This window comes from Flavobacterium sp. GNP002 (assembly GCF_054343795.1).
The window spans coordinates 1143095-1160187 of record NZ_JBTGUW010000001.1 but is presented as its reverse complement, the minus strand read 5'-3'; the positions used below and the strand labels follow the sequence as shown (position 1 = coordinate 1160187).

17 protein-coding genes are annotated in these 17093 nt (G+C 33.1%); 12 read left to right on the top strand and 5 right to left on the bottom strand.

What is annotated here, in order from left to right; translation table 11 throughout:
- Positions 1 to 774, top strand: a complete 774-nt coding sequence (locus ACXX80_RS05220) for a glycosyltransferase family 2 protein (RefSeq protein ID WP_458552302.1) — start codon at positions 1 to 3, stop codon at positions 772 to 774.
- Here ACXX80_RS05220 and ACXX80_RS05215 read toward each other — a convergent pair.
- Positions 758 to 2068: a phenylacetate--CoA ligase family protein gene (locus ACXX80_RS05215; protein WP_458552301.1), complete on the bottom strand. Its 1311-nt coding sequence runs from the start codon at positions 2066 to 2068 to the stop codon at positions 758 to 760. The genes ACXX80_RS05220 and ACXX80_RS05215 overlap by 17 nt on opposite strands.
- A 132-nt stretch (positions 2069 to 2200) precedes the next feature.
- Here ACXX80_RS05215 and purD point away from each other — a divergent pair, with 132 nt between their 5' ends.
- Positions 2201 to 3475, top strand: coding sequence for a phosphoribosylamine--glycine ligase (gene purD, locus ACXX80_RS05210; RefSeq protein WP_458552300.1), 1275 nt, complete (start codon positions 2201 to 2203; stop codon positions 3473 to 3475).
- 31 nt (positions 3476 to 3506) lie between these two features.
- On the opposite strand, the gene ACXX80_RS05205 is transcribed toward purD, so the two are convergent.
- Positions 3507 to 3737, bottom strand: a complete 231-nt coding sequence (locus ACXX80_RS05205) for a DUF6341 family protein (RefSeq protein ID WP_099713975.1) — start codon at positions 3735 to 3737, stop codon at positions 3507 to 3509.
- Between the two features lie 143 nt (positions 3738 to 3880).
- On the opposite strand from ACXX80_RS05205, the gene ACXX80_RS05200 reads away from it, so the two are divergent.
- Entirely contained in the window at positions 3881 to 4810 is a 930-nt protein-coding gene (locus ACXX80_RS05200) for a DUF6427 family protein (RefSeq protein WP_458552299.1), read from the top strand.
- On the opposite strand, the gene upp is transcribed toward ACXX80_RS05200, so the two are convergent.
- Complete coding sequence (gene upp / locus ACXX80_RS05195) at positions 4805 to 5458, bottom strand: uracil phosphoribosyltransferase (RefSeq protein WP_458552298.1); 654 nt, start codon at positions 5456 to 5458, stop codon at positions 4805 to 4807. The genes ACXX80_RS05200 and upp overlap by 6 nt on opposite strands.
- 87 nt (positions 5459 to 5545) lie before the next feature.
- Between upp and ACXX80_RS05190 the strand changes: the two genes are divergently transcribed.
- Both ACXX80_RS05190 and ACXX80_RS05185 read left to right on the top strand, forming a co-directional pair.
- Positions 5546 to 6151, top strand: a complete 606-nt coding sequence (locus ACXX80_RS05190; RefSeq protein WP_458552297.1) for a DUF4254 domain-containing protein — start codon at positions 5546 to 5548, stop codon at positions 6149 to 6151.
- 119 nt (positions 6152 to 6270) lie between these two features.
- Positions 6271 to 7302 carry a glycosyltransferase family 9 protein gene (locus ACXX80_RS05185; RefSeq protein ID WP_458552296.1) on the top strand — a complete coding sequence of 344 codons (1032 nt, stop codon included), beginning with the start codon at positions 6271 to 6273 and terminating at the stop codon, positions 7300 to 7302.
- Between the two features lie 229 nt (positions 7303 to 7531).
- On the opposite strand, the gene ACXX80_RS05180 is transcribed toward ACXX80_RS05185, so the two are convergent.
- Both ACXX80_RS05180 and ACXX80_RS05175 read right to left on the bottom strand, forming a co-directional pair.
- Positions 7532 to 8074, bottom strand: coding sequence for a GNAT family N-acetyltransferase (locus ACXX80_RS05180; RefSeq protein WP_458552295.1), 543 nt, complete (start codon positions 8072 to 8074; stop codon positions 7532 to 7534).
- Positions 8075 to 8249: 175 nt separating this feature from the next.
- Complete coding sequence (locus tag ACXX80_RS05175; RefSeq protein ID WP_458552294.1) at positions 8250 to 9302, bottom strand: 2Fe-2S iron-sulfur cluster-binding protein; 1053 nt, start codon at positions 9300 to 9302, stop codon at positions 8250 to 8252.
- 153 nt (positions 9303 to 9455) lie between these two features.
- Between ACXX80_RS05175 and ACXX80_RS05170 the strand changes: the two genes are divergently transcribed.
- The 7 genes from ACXX80_RS05170 (at position 9456) to porW (ending at position 17092) form a co-directional block, all read left to right on the top strand.
- Positions 9456 to 9797: a PadR family transcriptional regulator gene (locus ACXX80_RS05170; RefSeq protein WP_091259149.1), complete on the top strand. Its 342-nt coding sequence runs from the start codon at positions 9456 to 9458 to the stop codon at positions 9795 to 9797.
- Between the two features lie 10 nt (positions 9798 to 9807).
- Positions 9808 to 10470: a hypothetical protein gene (locus tag ACXX80_RS05165; protein WP_458552293.1), complete on the top strand. Its 663-nt coding sequence runs from the start codon at positions 9808 to 9810 to the stop codon at positions 10468 to 10470.
- Positions 10467 to 11135 (top strand): hypothetical protein, encoded by a 669-nt coding sequence (locus ACXX80_RS05160; RefSeq protein ID WP_458552292.1) that lies wholly within the window; start codon positions 10467 to 10469, stop codon positions 11133 to 11135. Before ACXX80_RS05165 ends, ACXX80_RS05160 begins: the two co-directional genes overlap by 4 nt.
- 111 nt (positions 11136 to 11246) lie before the next feature.
- Positions 11247 to 11567: a GIY-YIG nuclease family protein gene (locus ACXX80_RS05155; RefSeq protein WP_458552291.1), complete on the top strand. Its 321-nt coding sequence runs from the start codon at positions 11247 to 11249 to the stop codon at positions 11565 to 11567.
- A 211-nt stretch (positions 11568 to 11778) separates the two neighbouring features.
- Positions 11779 to 13248 (top strand): DUF5687 family protein, encoded by a 1470-nt coding sequence (locus ACXX80_RS05150; protein ID WP_458552290.1) that lies wholly within the window; start codon positions 11779 to 11781, stop codon positions 13246 to 13248.
- Positions 13249 to 13445: 197 nt separating this feature from the next.
- Positions 13446 to 14141: an ABC transporter ATP-binding protein gene (locus ACXX80_RS05145; protein WP_458552289.1), complete on the top strand. Its 696-nt coding sequence runs from the start codon at positions 13446 to 13448 to the stop codon at positions 14139 to 14141.
- A gap of 377 nt (positions 14142 to 14518) precedes the next feature.
- On the top strand, positions 14519 to 17092 hold the full coding sequence (porW, locus tag ACXX80_RS05140) for a type IX secretion system periplasmic lipoprotein PorW/SprE (protein ID WP_458554075.1): 2574 nt from the start codon (positions 14519 to 14521) through the stop codon (positions 17090 to 17092).
- The last annotated feature ends 1 nt before the right edge of the window (position 17093 follow it).

Sequence of the window (17093 nt, the reverse complement as noted above, 5' to 3'; positions counted from 1 at the left end):
ATGGAAAAACCTCTTGTATCCATAATAACACCATCCTTTAACTGCGAAAAATTTATCGCAAAAACAATCTTGTCCGTACAGAATCAAACCTACAAAAACTGGGAAATGATTATCGTAGATGATTGTTCTTCTGATGAAACGGTTTCAATAATAAAAGAAATTTCCAGTCAAGATAATAGAATTCAACTTTTTCAACTCGATACAAACTCGGGAACCGGAATTGCCAGAAATACTGCTATAGACAAGGCAATGGGAAAATATATAGCCTTTTTAGATGCAGACGATTTGTGGAAACCACTCAAATTAGAACTACAAATTGATTTTCTCAAAAAACTTAACTTACCGTTTACTTTTTCCTTTTACGAATGCATTAATGAAGCGGGAGAATCGCTTAACAGAAAAATAGAGTCACCAAGGAATCTCTCTTATCGTCAGTTGTTTTTTTGTAATTATGTCGGGAATCTAACGGGAATCTACGATGTAAACTACTTTGGGAAAATCACCATTTCTTCTTTTCGAAAACGCCAAGATTGGATACACTGGCTTATTATTCTCAAGAAAATAAAAACCGCTCAACCTGTTCCGGAAAGTTTAGCTTTATATAGAATTAGAGAAAACTCAATTTCGGCTTCTAAATATGAGCTTCTAAAACACAATTTTGCCGTTTACAGGAAGTTTCATGGGTATAATACAGTTCTTTCGATACTGTGTATGACAGGATTTTTATTCACACAATTAATCATAAAACCACTTTACGTTAAATCATTGATTTAAATTGCTTCAATTTTCCTCTGTTACTTCTTTCTAAAGATTTTTTTCTAAGAAAACTAAATTTTAAATTGGGTTCCAAATATAAAGCTATCGCCTTTTCTATTTTTTCAATTTGTGCCAAATTTAATTCGGTTTCGCTCACATATTCAATTTCAAAAGTATCTATTTTGGTTTGTTTTATCACAAATTCTTTTACGTTTCCGTCGTCTTCGATGATGCTTTTTGTCACATAATAAAAGGTGAGTCCAGGTGATTTTTTCCCGCTGGGTAAAATGGCAACATCATTGGTTCGCCCTATTAATTTTTTGAGAATCGGTTTTTGTAATGTACTTTTTTCATCCAGAATTCCAATATCGCCAATATCATAGCGTATGAACGGATGCGCTTTATTGAACAAAGAAGTTATGACGATACGCCCAGAAGTACCATTTGGAACCGCTTTATTATTATCATCCAAAATTTCCACAAACAACGTTTCCGAATTGACTTGCCATTCTCCTGCCTTATTTTGAAAAGCAATCAAATCCAGTTCCGAAGCGCCGTATTCATTGACAATAGGAATACCAAATTGTTTTTCTAAAAGGAGTTTGTCTTCTTCAAAAAGCATTTCAGAAGTTACCATGCATACTTTCAAAGTGGGACAAACTGTAGTTAATATGATATTTCTCTTTTGTAAAAATTTAGCAAATAAAACAATGGAACTCGTATAACCATTGATGTAATCAAATTTTTTAGTTCTAAAATGATTCAAAAATCCTTCTAAAATTTCATCCGATAAATCAAAAATGGAGAACCGAAATCGATGGCTCAAAAAATCCTTGAAACGTTCCTTTTTGTTTCCGATAAAATCCATCGGAATACCATAAAAACGTGCTTGATAGGAAGTATTAAAATCAATTTCATACCAACCAAAACGGTAAATGTTTGAAACCCAAGTCAAGGCATGACAATATTTGTCCTTGGCAAAAATAAACGGAGTTCCGCTGGAGCCGGACGTTTTATTGATGTAACTGTTTTTAGCGGAATAGCCTTCCGAAAGCCTTTCAAGTAATGGTTTTTGTAAGTTTTTCTTATTCAAAACGGGTAACTCTTCCCAGTTTGTAAAAGTTGTCATTCCCACTAAATCTTTATAGAAAGCATTATTTTGCAAATGAAAATGGACAATTTCTAATTTTTTATTTTGAAGGAAAAGGTCATGTTCTTTTTCAGAAAATGCTACTATTTTCCGCAATTCGGCTTTAGCTTCCTTCATTTGGAAGCCATTTATCTGCAGCGATAAGTCGAATAGTCGAAACATTTTAAAGGTATATTTTACCAAAAATAATATTTACCAACAACTAATGATGGAGAACCAACAACTTTTTGAAAATTAATTATTTTTTAAGTTCAAAAGCAATTATTTTTGCACGACAACTAAACACAACTACACATGACAATTTTACTACTGGGTTCGGGCGGAAGAGAACATGCTTTTGCATGGAAAATGATTCAAAGTCCGCTTTGTGATACACTTTTTGTAGCGCCAGGAAATGCTGGAACTGCTTCTATAGCTACTAATGTTGCTATCAGTCCAACTGATTTTGAGGGTATAAAGACGTTTGTTATCCAGGAAAAAGTAGAAATGGTTGTCGTAGGACCAGAAGATCCTTTAGTAAAAGGGATTTATGATTTCTTTTTAAACGATGCCGCATTAAGTCATATTCCTGTTATCGGTCCATCAAAAATTGGTGCGCAACTGGAAGGAAGTAAAGAATTTGCAAAAGAATTTCTAATCAAACATAACATTCCAACCGCTGCTTACGATAGTTTTACTGCTGAAACAGTAGAAAAAGGATGTGAATTTCTGGAAACATTGCAACCGCCGTATGTTTTGAAAGCTGATGGTTTAGCTGCTGGAAAAGGGGTGTTAATTATTCAGGATTTGGCAGAAGCCAAAGAAGAATTAAGAAACATGTTGGTGCATCAAAAATTTGGTGATGCGAGTTCAAAAGTCGTTATCGAAGAATTTCTTGACGGAATTGAATTAAGCTGTTTCGTTCTTACGGATGGAAAAAACTATAAAATATTGCCAACGGCTAAAGATTACAAACGTATTGGCGAAGGCGATACGGGATTAAATACAGGCGGAATGGGAGCAGTTTCTCCAGTTCCTTATGTTGATGCTGTTTTGATGGAAAAAATAGAAACCCGCATTGTAAAACCTACAATTGATGGTTTTCAAAAAGACGGAATTCCGTACAAAGGATTTGTTTTCATTGGATTGATTAATGTGAAAAACGAGCCAATCGTAATTGAATACAATGTGAGAATGGGCGATCCGGAAACCGAAGTGGTTATCCCAAGACTGAAAACAGATTTAGTAGAATTATTTTTGGCTGTAGCCAATGAAAAACTGGACGAAATCAATCTGGAAATTGACGAAAGAAGTGCGACTACCATTATGGTTGTTTCTGGTGGATATCCAGAAAATTTTGAAAAAGGAAAAGTAATTTCAGGATTAGAAACTATTGAGGATTCTATTGTTTTTCACGCAGGAACAAAATTAGAAAATGGAAACGTAGTTTCAAACGGAGGAAGGGTTTTAACTGTAACTTCGTATGGGAATGATTTCGAAGAGGCCATAAAAAAATCTTACCAAAACATAGATAGACTACATTTTGATAAGATGTATTTTAGAAAAGATATTGGAAACGACTTAAAATAGTTTCCAATTATCGTTCACTTTTTTTTAATTCTTATTTTAAGAAAGAGTGAGCGGTAGTATCTTGCTTCTCAGTTCCAGCATCTTCAAAAATTTTCAATTGTTTGATCCAGTATACCATTGCCGAAGCACAAATAATCATGAAAATCCAATTGATTGTATTAGCCGCAAACCAAGATGACAGCTCTAATGAACGTAAAAAGTCTAGAGGAGCAAATAAAATATTTACAAATAAGTATTGTATTCCTTCGAAAAATGCTTTCATAATGTATAAAATTAATTTTATTAATTGTTTTTGAGGAACTCTGGTAATTAAAAGTTCTTATTTAGAAGAATCTTTTTGAACTTGCAGGGTTTACTTTTTAAACAAGTATTATATTTACGAACACAAAAGTATAAAATATCCTTATGATAACAAGTGTTTTTAGAAAATCTACACCATTAAATTTTTCATTGGTCGTAATTTTAATGCTGGTTTTCTTTTCTATATACCAATTTCAAGATTTATCCTGGATGAATTCCTTTTTATTAATTTTAAAAAAGGGAATGCTATTTTGTGTTTTATTGGCATCTGTTTTTATCACGAATTTTGTTGTAAAGAAAAACGGATTGAGTAAAGACAGTAGTTACACGGTTTTTTTTTACTTTTTATTGCTGCTTTTTTTCCCTTCAGCATTAGATAATTTAAACCTGATTTTATCTAATTTCTTTATTCTATTGGCGCTTCGCCGATTGATTTCATTGCAATCCCTGAAAGCCTCTAAAGAAAAAATATTTGATGCGTCATTATGGATTTTTCTGGCTGCATTATTTCATTTTTGGAGTATAATTTTCATCGTGTTGGTTTTTATATCCATAATTTTCCATGTTTCCAGAGATTATAGAAACTGGATATTACCTTTTATCGCTTTTTTTATTGTTGTAATTCTGTTTATGATTTACGCAACAGTTTTCGATTTGAATGTCGTTGAATACATTATTAATAGTGTACAAATTAATTTTGAAATCAACTATTTCACAAATAATTATCAAAATGGCGCTTTGTCAATCTATGCCACAATCGCTTTGTTTTTCCTAGTTTCTATGTTTGCCACATTATCAAACAGACCACAATTGTTACATACCTCTTTCAAAAAAATCATCGCGTCTTTCTTTATTGGAGTAGTGATTTTTCTAATTTCGGCCAATAAAAGTAATGATTTGTTGCTTTTTACATTTGCGCCTTTGGCCATAATGGCAACCAGTCACATTGAAATTCCTCAAGAAAAATTAAATCAGGAATTAGTGATGTATGTGCTGACTGCCTGTAGTCTTTTTGCTTTTTTCTCCCAATTATAATTTTTCACCGTACGCTAAATCTCCTGCATCTCCCAATCCTGGAACTATGTAACTATGCTCATTTAGCTTTTCGTCCAAAGCAGCCACCCAAAGATGACAGTTTTCCGGCAAATGTTTTTCAAGATAGTCGATTCCTTCTGGTGCGGCAATAACAACGGCAATGTGAATCTCTTTAGGTGTACCTCTTTCCATTAATTTGTTGAAAACAGCAACAATAGATTGACCGGTAGCAAGCATAGGATCAACTAATATTAGATTTTTTTCATTTATATCAGCAATAGCTTGGTATTGCACAAGTATATCAAAGTAATCATCATTGTTAGGATGGTGTCTAAAGGCGGATATGAAACCATTTTCGGCATTATCAAAATAATTCAAAAAGCCTAAATGTAAGGGTAATCCAGCACGTAAAATGGAACATAAAACCAATTTATCCTTAATCTCAGTGGTTGTTTTTATACCTAATGGTGTTTGGATTTCGACAATTTTGTACTGTAATTTTTTACTTAATTCATACGCCATTATTTCACCAATACGTTCAATATTTCTTCGGAAACGCATGCTGTCATTGTGAACATTTACATTTCGTATTTGTCCCAAAAAATGATTTAGGATGCTATTGTCTTCTGATAAATAGTGAATTTGCATGTTTTTATTTTTGCTGTTAAACTTATAAATATTTTTATAATCTATAAAAGTATAAAAAAGTATCTTTGTCCTTTAAAATATAAAGATATGTTTTCAAAATTAGCGTACTCCGTATTCGAACAAAGTATTAAAGATTATCATCAGTTTGACAATGTTGACCAACCGATTAATAACCCTTTCCCAAAAGATAAATTTGAACATTTGTTGTATCATAAAAACTGGATTGATACCGTTCAATGGCATTTTGAAGATATTATTCGTGACCCAAATATTGATCCTATAGCTGCTTTGACTTTGAAAAGAAGAATCGATGCTTCTAATCAAGAACGCACGGATATGGTGGAATATATTGACAGTTATTTTCTTCAGAAATACAGTCATGTTGTAGTAAAAGACCATGCAAAAATTAATTCAGAAAGTCCGGCTTGGGCTTTTGACCGATTGTCTATTTTAGCATTGAAAATTTATCACATGCAAGAAGAAGCTACTCGTGCCGAAGCTTCACAAGAGCACAGAGATAAATGTCAGGCAAAATTGAATATTTTATTGGAACAAAGAACAGACTTGTCTTTGGCCATTGATGATTTGTTGACAGACATCGAAAATGGAGATAAATTCATGAAAGTGTACAAGCAAATGAAAATGTACAACGATGATGATTTGAATCCTGTTTTGTACCAAAACAAGAAGTAAAAAAGATATTTTGAACCATTAAGGTATTAAGAAAATTAAGAGAAACTTAATGAACCTTAATACCTTAATGGTTTTTAAACAATAATTTATTGTCAACCACTATTAAACATATAGCCGTCATGAGACTTTCCGCAATGGGAGATGTCGCCATGACGGTTCCTGTTTTACGGGCTTTTGTAAGCCAGTATCCACAAGTTAAAATCACGGTTATTTCCAGACCGTTTTTCAAACCTTTTTTTGAAGGAATTCCCAATCTTTCTTTTTTTGCTTTCGATGAAAAAGATAGGCACAAAGGATTTCTTGGATTGTTGCGTTTGTTCCAACATTTAAAACGTTTAAACATCGATGCTTTTGCCGACTTACACAACGTGTTGCGTTCTAAAATCATCCGAAACCTTTTTGCTTTAAGCGGAAAAAAAGTCGCTTCGGTTGATAAGGGAAGAGCAGAAAAAAAAGCATTGACGCAACCCGAAAATAAAGTGTTCCAGCAACTGCCAACGATGTTTGAAAGACATGTGAAAGTATTTGAACAACTCGGTTTTACTATAGATTTACCCTCCCGCGGTGTCGGGAATTTATTTCCTGAAAAAGCAGTTTTGAGTCCGGAAATTTTAACGTTAATTGGAACAAATTATCAGAAACTAATTGGAATCGCTCCTTTTGCGCAATACGATTCTAAAGTGTATCCATTGGATTTAATGCAGGAAGTGATTAACAAATTGGCTTTGGATACAACCAATACCATTTTACTTTTTGGCGGTGGAAAAAAGGAAATTGAACTTTTAAATTCACTTTCCGCTAATAAAGAAAACGTCCTCAATATGGCGGGGCAACTCAAATTGCAACAAGAATTGCAGCTCATCAGTAATCTGGATGTGATGCTTTCGATGGATTCCGGTAATGCGCATATTGCGGCTATGTTCGGTGTAAAAGTCATTACTCTTTGGGGTGCTACGCATCCGTTTGCGGGATTTTCTCCCTTTAATCAACCTATTGAAAATGCATTAGTTTCTGATAGAAACCTATTTCCTAAATTACCCACTTCGGTGTATGGAAATAAAAAAGTAGAAGGTTATGAGGAGGTGATGCGAACTATTTTGCCAGAAACAATAGTTTTAAGAATAAAAAAAATTCTTTTGAACATTAAGTAATTTAAGGCGTGGTACAACGTAATTCTGGTAATAGTTTTAATTGCTTTTCTAACAACAAAATTTGGTGACATTTGAAATACTTTACCTGAAAACTTAATGTTTTCCAGTTTCTTGCAGCTTAGGAAAAGGTGAGACTAAATTTATCGATTACTTAATATACAAGGATGAGACAACTTCAAATCAAGTCTAAAATCAAATAAAGTAAAACTGTCCTTAGAGGTAATTTTAGTTAGTTTTTTTTATAATTCTTGTTAATTAAATTCCAATATATCATATCATTTTCTATTCTTATTTGTGTAAAATTAAATTTACTGAGAAGATTTATCGAACTACTATTTTCGGTTAAACAATTTGCAGTAATTTCTTTTATTATTTTATTTGAGAAAGCCCATTTTATTATTTCTCTTACTGCTTCTTCTGCGAAACCTTTTCGTCTTTCCTCTTTAATTATGCCATATCCTATATCAATATTTTCCTCTTTATTGTTAAATCCTTTAAATCCTAAATCTCCAATTATTTCCAAGGTATCTTTTTTGATTATCATCCAAGATTCATAACCCGTTGGAGAACCTACTTTAGTTAGATTATTAATAATTCTAGGTAATGTTTCTAAAACATCACTGTCTGGCCAACTTTTTCCTTTTTGATAGTTCCATTTTTCTAAATCACTAAAATCATTGTTTAAAATATTTTGACAAAATGAAATTGTAAAAGGTTTAAGTATTAACTTTTGAGTTATTAGTTGTTCAATTTCAATTTTTTTAATTTTCATATTTTTTGTAAAAGATTATCAAAGTAAATATATATGAGGTGTTACCTCATAGGATTCAAAAACAGCGTAAATTTCACTGTACTATTATTCTGCTAATATAGTACAAACCAAAACCTTCTTAAAACAAAAAAACTTCCCTTTTCAGAGAAGTTTTCAGTATCATTTATACTATTTCCTAAACATCATCATAATCTACATAAATAGTTTCAGAGGTAGGATGCGCTTGACATGTAAGAATCAAACCATCGGCGATTTCTTTATCGGTTAGGATGGAGTTTTTAGTCATTTCGGCAGTTCCAGAGGTTACGCGAGCCAGACAGCTGCTGCAAATTCCACCTTGGCAAGAATACGGAGCATCAATGCCTTGTTTTAAAGCGGCATCAAGAACGGTTTGTTTTTGTGACATTTCGAAAGTCGTTTCCTCGTCATCCACCATAATGGTGATTTTAGAATGGCCGCCTAATGATTGCTCTATTTTATTTTCTTTGGTAGAAGAAGAAAACAATTCAAATTTTATTGCTGCTTCTTTAATATTATGTTCTTTTAAAACTCCAGAAACTGTATTAATCATTTCTTCGGGACCGCATAAATAGAACTTATCAAATTCCAATTCCTTGTGTTTGTTATTCAAGACAAAATTCACCGTCGATTTTTCAATTCGACCAAACAAAGCATGTTCTACTTTGGCTTGACTGAAAACATAATGTACAAAAAGACGCTCTACGTATTGCAATTGTAAATCGTGTAATTCTTGGTGAAAGATAGTTTCTTCAGGCGTTTTGTTACCATAAACCAATACAAAAGAACTTTTAGGCTCATTTTTCAATACTGATTTTAAGATAGAAAGTACCGGTGTGATTCCGCTTCCAGCTACAAAAGCTGCGTAGTTTTTTTGTCGGCCAACTTGTGGTTCAAAAGTGAATTTCCCTTCCGGTTTTCCCACTTCAAGAACATCTCCAGCTTTGAGTTTTGTATTAGCAAATTGAGAGAAAGCACCGTTTTTCACTGCTTTTACAGCAATGCGCAATTCCCCGCTGTCAGGAGCTGAACATATAGAATATGCACGACGAATTTCTTCACCGTCCAAGGTTAATTTTAGATTGATATATTGACCGGCAACAAAAGTGTAATTCGCTTTTAATTCCTCAGGTACGTTAAAAAGTACGGAAACAGCGTCTTTGGTTTCGCGTTTTACTTCTTTTATTATTAGTTTTAAAAAAGATGGCATGTGATTATTTTTTTACAAAGATAGGAAACACATTAGGTTTCTAAAAATCAAAAGTATTGAAAATTTATATACCTAAAACTATTATGTATAAGAATCTTATGTATATTTGATTTTTGAAATAAGAAATACCACCAAACTTGCACCGATTGAATCATGAAAAATTCTCAATTATACAAAGGAAGTCTGAATACGATTATCATGAAATTGCTGGAAGAAAACGGCAAGATGTACGGCTATGAAATCACCCAGAAAGTTAAGCTCATTACCCAAGGCGAGCTGAACATAACCGAAGGCGCTTTGTATCCGGCCTTGCACAAACTGGAAGCCGAAGGTTTGCTGGATGTAGAAATTGAAAAAGTGGATAACCGCATGCGAAAATATTATAAGCTTACAGAAAGTGGTCAGAAAGAAACCGTAAACCGACTCTCAGAACTCGAAGATTTCATTCGAAACATGCAGAGTTTAGTGAACCCAAGTCCAAAATTAGAATTTTAATTTTTTGAAGATGAAATTAACCACCGAACAAATCGCCCAGATAGAGGAGACCTTAGTTTTAAATGGTATAGTATACGATGACATTAAGCTGGAGGTTTTAGATCATATTGCCACGGAAGTACAAGTGTTGATGGATGAAAATACACTTTCTTTTGATGACAATTTTAAAATAGCAATAGATAAATGGTCTAAAGAATTAAAACCTTCATATTCAATATACACAGGACTAAACGTTAAATATCCCAAAATAGTTTTAGATAAGAAGGTAAGTGCAATAAAAAAACAATTGTTTGTTAGCTTTTTGATAAGTCTAATTTTTCTATCTACTTTTTTAGTTCTTTCAACAATTTATAATGTAAAGTTACTTACTTATTATTTTCAAGTTGGGGCTCGATTTGTGTTCATTACAGGATATTTATTATTGATTATTAATACAATTAGAATTTGGAATTCAAGAATAAACACATCTTTTTATTCTCAACATAAAAATAGAGTTGCTATATACATTTCTTGGATTTATCCCTTTTGTTTTATTAACACTCCATCTGGTACAATAAGCCAAATTATATTAGTTTTTACGGGTTCTATAATGTTACTCCATCTTTTATTTAGCTCACGATTAGCGATGAAGCATTTTGAATTTGAAAAAAAATTATCCTTTACCAAACCATGAAACTAACCACCGAACAAATAGAATATGTATCCAATTATGTCAAATCTTTTGATATCAAATGGTATGAATTACAAGTGGAGCTTACGGATCACATGGTTACTAGTATGGAGGAAATTTGGGAGAAAGATCCGGAACTTACTTTTCATCAAGTAAAACAGTATGCTGAAAATCATTTTGGTCGCAACGGTTTTAAAGGTATAGAAAAAGAAAGAACCGAGATTCTTCGAAAAGAATACAATCGAATTCAACGAAAAATGATAGTTGAGTTTTTAAAGTTCCCAAAAATGATAGGAAGTATTCTCTTGGTGTTTTTAGTTTATCAAGTATCTTTTTACTTCGATAAGCCGCATGAATTTATTTTTCGGTTAAATCTGTTACTTCTGTCATTATCGATTCCATTTATGTACAGTTGGATTAAAAATCAAAAAATAAATGGGAAACGTTTCTTGGCAATTAACGGTCAGAATTTTTATATCAGTGTGATAGTGTTTCCTCAATTTGGAATTAACTTGGCTAATGGATTCAAAGAGGAAATCCAACAGAATCATCTCTTGGTGACACCGTTTATTTGTGTTTGGGTTTTAGGCGTTTTATTTAGTATCACGGGTTTACATATTAACACTAAAATTGTAGCGAAAATTAGAAAGCAATACCAACTGAACTAATTTTTTGAAAATGAAATTAAATACAGAACTCAGATTATCAACCTAGTAATTTGTCATGCTGAGCAACGAAGCATCTCTACAAACTTGAATTTTATTTTAAAAATAAAAAACATGATTGAATATCAAGAAGGTTATCATACCCGTTATATGTACATCTTAACTAACAAAGCTAAAACAGTTTTTTATACAGGAGTCACAAATAATTTAAAGATACGATTACAGCAGCACAAGCAAGCTTTAAATCCAAACTCGTTTACAGCCAAATATAATGTTCATTTTTTGTTATATTTCGAAAAATTTACGTGGATACAACTAGCAATTGCCAAAGAAAAAGAAATAAAAGGCTGGAAGAAAGACAAGAAAATTACACTAATAAAAACAATGAATCCTGAATTGGGTTTTTTTGATGATTTGTTTGCTAGTTATAGTTGAGATGCTTCGTTCCTCAGCATGACAAAAAAGGAGCAAACCAATTTTTGTAAAAGTAAAAATGAATGAAGGACACAGCACTTATCATCATTTTTAAAATAATCCCTTCCACAGCACAAACCTATCTAGAACAAACCTACCCGGAATATAAATTAGAAAATCTGTAACGTTTTCTTATTTTGACTACATATTACAAAACCAAAATAACCAAACTATGATTCAAAAATTCCTTTATCTCGAATGGAAAGCTTTTTTTAGGTCAGCTTCCTTCGCAACTAATTTGGCTTTGAAAATCCTGATGGGTTTTGTCGCCGTTTATTTCATTTTAATCTTCTTGGCATTAGGAGTCGGAGCCTTTTATATTCTAAAGAAAATGAATCTGGATCCAATTGTTACTGTAAATCAATTCATGATATATTATGTATTGATGGATTTAATCATCCGATTACTGTTGCAAAAAATCCCGGTGATGAACATTCGTCCGATGTTAATTTTTCCCATAAAAAAATCGACAATTGTTCATTTCTCACTAGGAAAAACTGTTTTATCCTTCTTCAATTTGGTACACGCCTTTTTCCTGATTCCATTTTGTGTTGTTTTAATCATCGAAGGCTATGATGTGCTTTCCGTAGTGCTTTGGTACACTGCCATCTTTTCTTTGCTATATATCAACAATTTTTTAAATATTCTACTGAGTAATAAGGACAATTTATTTGCCGTTTTCTTAGCAATATCCGCTGTTTTAGGAGCATTACACTACTACGGACTCTTTGATATCACGGAAATTACAGCGCCATTTTTTAATGCCATTTTCAATACGTATTGGGCTTTTGCCATTCCCGTTTTGGGATTAATCGCGATGTATTATGTTACTTTTCAGTATTTCAAAAAGAATTTATATCTGGATGCGGGATTGTCTAACAAACACGATGAAGCCAAAACAGAGGAGCTGACTTGGTTAAACCAATTTGGAACCATCGGAACCTTTTTGAAAAATGACATTAAATTAATCAAAAGAAACAAACGATCTAAAACCACTGTGGGATTGAGCGTTATGTTCCTTTTTTATGGTTTTCTTTTCTTTACTAATGCGATTGCAGTATACAACAATCCTACAATGCACATTTTTGCCGGGATTTTCGTTTCGGGTGGATTCCTTATCACTTTCGGACAATTTGTACCCAGCTGGGATAGTGCTTATTATCCGTTAATGATGACGCAAAACATTCCTTACAAAGGCTATTTGAGTTCTAAATGGTGGCTTATGGTGATTGCTACAATTGTGACCACAACAATTGCATCATTCTATCTTTATTTTGGAGTTCATGTTTATTTAACCATTGTTGTAGGAGCGATTTATAATATCGGAGTCAATTCTCATTTGGTTTTACTGGGTGGTGCATACACTAAAACACCAATCGATTTGAGTTCCGGTAAAGGTGCTTTTGGTGACAAAAAAGCATTCAATGTAAAAACCATGCTCATCTCAATTCCGCAATTAGGATTGCCGGTTTTACTGTATTGGTTGGGTTCAAAATTTGGAAACCCAAACATAGGCTTAGCGCTAGTAGCAGGGGTAGGAGTAATTGGATTTGCGTTCAAAGAGAAAGCATTTTCCTTGATTGAAAAAATCTATAAATCAGAGAAATACGCAACCATTGCGGCTTATAAACAAAAAGGATAAATAACAATTAATGTAACCAACAAGACAAAAGCTTTAAGTCCTGTTTTAGACTTACAAAAGGGAAACGATTCAAATAGAAATATTCATCAAGCCTTAATTTTACTTAATAACTTAATGGTTTAAATAAATATTTTCAATTTTTCAAAAGCTTTTGCCTAAATAACCAAATAACTAGTCAACCGATTAAACTTTAAAAAATGATACAAGTAAACAACCTTTCGAAAACATATAACGGAACAACCGTATTAAAAATAGATACTTTAGAAATAAAAAAAGGCGAAAGCTTTGGGTTAGTGGGGAATAACGGAGCAGGAAAAACTACTTTTTTCAGCCTTTTATTGGATTTAATTCAGCCATCAACAGGGAATATCATCAACAATGACGTTCAAGTAAACACCAGCGAAAACTGGAAACCATTCACCGCTTCTTTCTTGGACGAAAGCTTCTTAATAGGTTACTTAACTCCCGAAGAATATTTTTATTTCATAGGCGATTTACGCGGACAAAACAAAGCCGATGTTGATGCTTTATTGGCTACACACGAAGAATTTTTCAACGGAGAAATCCTTAAAAATAAGAAATATTTACGCGATTTATCCAAAGGAAACCAGAAAAAAGTGGGCATCATCGCCACCTTAATTGGAAATCCGGAAGTGATTATTCTGGACGAACCGTTTGCTAATTTAGACCCAACCACACAATTTCGATTAAAAAAAATAATCAAGGATTTAGCTGATAATCCGGATGTTACAGTACTGGTTTCCAGCCACGATTTGTTGCACACCGTTGAGGTAAGTGACAGGATTGTCGCGCTGCATAAAGGCGAAGTGGTCAAAGACATTCAAACTTCTGAGGAAACCTTAAAGGAATTAGAGCTGTTTTTTGCGGTTTAAACATAAAATAATTCAACCGCAAATTCGCTAATTATATAGTCTAATAAGTCTATGTAATTATCGAGTTTGCGGTTTATTTTTAGTCTTCAAATCCATAAAGTTTAATTTGGGCGTGACCCGGAAAAAAATCCGGGTCGGGCTTTCACTCTCAATCTTTTTATTCTTGAAAAAAAGAATAAAAAAGGATTTCCGCTACATCCCTCACGCGCACATGAGACTCAAATAAACCCCGATAATTTTCACGATATCAAAAAGAAACGTATTTTTACAAGTCAGTATACTAAAATGTATTTTTAAAAGTTAATTGATAAAAACGTTTTCCATTGAAAGTCAATAGATTCAAACAGTTATTTTTCCTCTTATTTTTCGGTTTTTTAGTGGCCTGTTCTACTAAGAAAGACACCTTTATGGCCAGAAATTCCCACGCCTTGAGTACAAAGTATAATATTTTGTACAACGGTCAAGTAGGTTTGGACAAAGGAGTTAAGGAAATAAAATCCAACAGTGATGACGATTTCTGGAAACGTCTGCCAATAGAAAAAATGCAAATTGTAGAAGACTTCACTTCCACAACAAAACCTAAAAATACGAATTTTGAATTGGCAGAAGCTAAAGCGACTAAAGCCATTCAAAAACATTCCATGAACATTGGCGGTAGAGAGAAAAACACTCAAATTGACGAAGCGTACCTGATGCTTGGAAAATCCCGTTATTATGACCAACGATTTGTTCCCGCACTCGACGCATTCAATTATATTTTATATAAATATCCCAACAGCAGCAAGATTTATGAGGCTAAAATTTGGCGTGAAAAAACAAACATGCGCTTAGGAAATGATGCTTTAGTAATAAAAAATATAAGTAAATTATTAGAAGATCACGAAGTAAAAAAACAAGTTTTTGCGGATGCTAATGCGCTTCTATCAGAGTCTTTTTTAAATTTAGAAGAAAAAGACAGTGCGGTTGCTAAACTAAAACTAGCCATAGCGTTTACCAAGGTAAATCAGGAAAGAGCACGATATCGTTTTGTTTTGGGACAATTGTACCAGCAATTAGGATATAAGGACAGTGCTGTTGCTTCGTATCAATCAGTGATTGACATGAACCGAAAAGCGGATAGAAAATTTGTCATTCAGGCGCATGCTAAAAAAGCGGAATTGTTTGATTATGAAAACGGTGATTTTAATTCTTTTATAAAAACATTTGATAAACTGGCAAAAGACAGAGAAAACCGCCCGTATAAAGATTTAATTTTTCATCAGATGGCAGTTTTTTATGATCAGAAAAACGACCAGAAGAAAGCGTTGGATTTTTACAATTTATCCTTAAGAACAGATTCAAAAGATTCTTATTTAGTAGCTTCAAATTACCGAAATTTAGGAAATATGTATTTTAGAAATGCTGAATATCCTGCTGCTGCAAAATATTATGACAGTACATTGGTAAAACTCAACGACAAAACGAGAGAGCATAATAAAATAAAAAAAATTAGAACTAATCTAGATGAAGTGATTTTGTATGAGGCTCTTGCCAAAAGAAATGACAGTATTTTGAATGTGGTTGCATTGAATGCGAGTGATAAAATAGCTTATTTCGAAAAATACATCGTCAAATTAAAAGAGCAAGATGAAATCAAGAGAGTTTTAGATGAAAAACGAAAAGAAAAACTAGAAAATATAGAACGAAATAGTACAACTAATTCTATTGATCCGGCTTCTAATCAGGAACCGGGAAAACCGGCCAAAAAATCGGCGTTGATGCCGCCGGCTATTCCCAATGTTTCTTCACAACAAGTAGGTAGTGTTTTCTATTTTTATAATCCTACAACCGTAGCTTTTGGAAAAATAGAATTCAAAAAAACGTGGGGCGACAGAACTCCAAATGGCAATTGGAGAATCTCATCCAGTACTGGAAAGCCAACATCGGTAGATCCTTTGAGTGATGACAAAGAAACTCTTGAGGATGTATCAACAACGGAGAAAATTGTGGAGCAATACACTATTGATTTTTATTTGAAACAACTTCCAATAGCACAAACGGATATAGACAGCATTGGTAAAGAACGTAATTTTGCGTATTACCAATTAGGAATTATTTATAAAGAAAAATTCAAAGAAAATAATTTGGCCATCGCTAAACTGGAACAATTATTAAACAACAATCCTGAGGAAAAACTGGTGCTGCCATCGATGTATAATTTGTATAAATTGTACCAAATCACCGATGCAAGCAAAGCAGAAGCGATGAAAAAAAGAATATCAGCTCAATATCCGGATTCTCGTTATGCGCAAATTATGAACAACACAAGCTCCAATGTGGCTTCAGTAAATGATACACCGGAAAGTGCCTATACTAAATGGTATAAATTATACCAACAAGAACAATTTGTAACGGTTTTAGAGAACTCAGACGCTTTGATTAATCAGTTTTCGGGAGATGAAATTGTATCAAAATTCGAACTGCTTAAAGCAAATACCATTGGAAAACTGAAAGGACTAACGGCTTACAAAAATGCATTACAAGGAGTAGCGGACAATTATCCGAACAGCGAAGAAGGTAAAAAGGCACAAGAAATCCTGATGAGTCAAATTCCGTTTTTAGAGAAAATGGAGTTGAATGCAACAGATTCAAATAATTGGAAAATTTTATATCGAGTAGGCTCCCGAGAGGATAAAAACACAAAAGCAATAGAGGAGAAAATCAAAATGTTAGTTGCTGCAGAAAGCCCTCAGAAACTATATTATTCCTATGATATTTATACTGAAAAAGAAAATTTCATCACCATTCACGGAATGAAATCAGAACTTTATGCTAAAGACATTGTATTTGTATTGAAAGATAACGTGAAATATAAATTGGTCGATACTGCTATTGTGGTTTCGGGTGAGAACTACAAAGTGATTCAAATCAAGAAAAACATGGACACTTATTTAGCGCCAAAAAATCCATAAA

Excerpts from the sequence above, each read along its gene's own strand:
- ACXX80_RS05220 (WP_458552302.1), top strand. The coding sequence starts at position 1 with ATGGAAAAACCTCTTGTATCCATAATAACACCATCCTTTAACTGCGAA.
- ACXX80_RS05215 (WP_458552301.1), bottom strand. The coding sequence starts at position 2,068 with ATGTTTCGACTATTCGACTTATCGCTGCAGATAAATGGCTTCCAAATG.
- purD (WP_458552300.1), top strand. The coding sequence starts at position 2,201 with ATGACAATTTTACTACTGGGTTCGGGCGGAAGAGAACATGCTTTTGCA.
- ACXX80_RS05205 (WP_099713975.1), bottom strand. The coding sequence starts at position 3,737 with ATGAAAGCATTTTTCGAAGGAATACAATACTTATTTGTAAATATTTTA.
- ACXX80_RS05200 (WP_458552299.1), top strand. The coding sequence starts at position 3,881 with ATGATAACAAGTGTTTTTAGAAAATCTACACCATTAAATTTTTCATTG.
- upp (WP_458552298.1), bottom strand. The coding sequence starts at position 5,458 with ATGCAAATTCACTATTTATCAGAAGACAATAGCATCCTAAATCATTTT.
- ACXX80_RS05190 (WP_458552297.1), top strand. The coding sequence starts at position 5,546 with ATGTTTTCAAAATTAGCGTACTCCGTATTCGAACAAAGTATTAAAGAT.
- ACXX80_RS05185 (WP_458552296.1), top strand. The coding sequence starts at position 6,271 with ATGAGACTTTCCGCAATGGGAGATGTCGCCATGACGGTTCCTGTTTTA.
- ACXX80_RS05180 (WP_458552295.1), bottom strand. The coding sequence starts at position 8,074 with ATGAAAATTAAAAAAATTGAAATTGAACAACTAATAACTCAAAAGTTA.
- ACXX80_RS05175 (WP_458552294.1), bottom strand. The coding sequence starts at position 9,302 with ATGCCATCTTTTTTAAAACTAATAATAAAAGAAGTAAAACGCGAAACC.
- ACXX80_RS05170 (WP_091259149.1), top strand. The coding sequence starts at position 9,456 with ATGAAAAATTCTCAATTATACAAAGGAAGTCTGAATACGATTATCATG.
- ACXX80_RS05165 (WP_458552293.1), top strand. The coding sequence starts at position 9,808 with ATGAAATTAACCACCGAACAAATCGCCCAGATAGAGGAGACCTTAGTT.
- ACXX80_RS05160 (WP_458552292.1), top strand. The coding sequence starts at position 10,467 with ATGAAACTAACCACCGAACAAATAGAATATGTATCCAATTATGTCAAA.
- ACXX80_RS05155 (WP_458552291.1), top strand. The coding sequence starts at position 11,247 with ATGATTGAATATCAAGAAGGTTATCATACCCGTTATATGTACATCTTA.
- ACXX80_RS05150 (WP_458552290.1), top strand. The coding sequence starts at position 11,779 with ATGATTCAAAAATTCCTTTATCTCGAATGGAAAGCTTTTTTTAGGTCA.
- ACXX80_RS05145 (WP_458552289.1), top strand. The coding sequence starts at position 13,446 with ATGATACAAGTAAACAACCTTTCGAAAACATATAACGGAACAACCGTA.